This window comes from Novosphingobium sp. GW835-FHT14H07, from assembly GCF_058793515.1.
In genome coordinates this window covers 1-510 of record NZ_JBXAFX010000091.1, presented here as the reverse complement: position 1 = coordinate 510, position 510 = coordinate 1, and the positions used below count along the sequence as shown (strand labels likewise).

The following is a 510-nucleotide window of genomic DNA, read 5'->3' as shown; positions in this document are numbered from 1 at the left end:
AGACCGCATACGTTGACGCAGACTGATCAGAACACTTCAAAATCCCCCTTGCAGACGGGGCGGGCCATACGTTTTTTGAGCAGGCGGTTTTCCAACGTCAGGTCAGCAACGCATTCCTTCAGGGCACGGGCTTCACGGCGCAGATCCTGCACCTCGCCCGTGGTCGCAGAACGGGCGGTATCGCCCGCGAGCCGGCGTTTGCCGGCCTCCATGAACTCTTTCGACCAGGTGTAGTAGAGGCTCTGGGCGATGCCTTCACGCCGACACAGCTCGGCGATGCTGTCCTCGCCGCGCAATCCGTCGAGCACGATGCGGATCTTGTCCTCGGCCGAGAAATGCCGCCGCGTCTGTCGGCGAATGTCTTTCACCACGGCTTCGGCAGAGGCCTTTGCTGGCGATTTTCGCAAGGAGGGTTTGGGCTTCATCTTCGTTCCTTCGTCACTACGACGAAGCCCAAACCCTCCTTAAATCTCAACCCCTAATCTGTGCCATGGGCGCTGACGCCGGACA

At 60.0% G+C, this 510-nt stretch carries 1 pseudogene; it reads right to left on the bottom strand.

Going from position 1 to position 510, the window contains the following annotated elements:
- Positions 1-59 precede the first annotated feature (59 nt).
- Positions 60-425, bottom strand: a pseudogene (locus tag AC1Q5P_RS21950) (transposase); the annotation flags it as partial.
- Between the last annotated feature and the right edge of the window lie 85 nt (positions 426-510).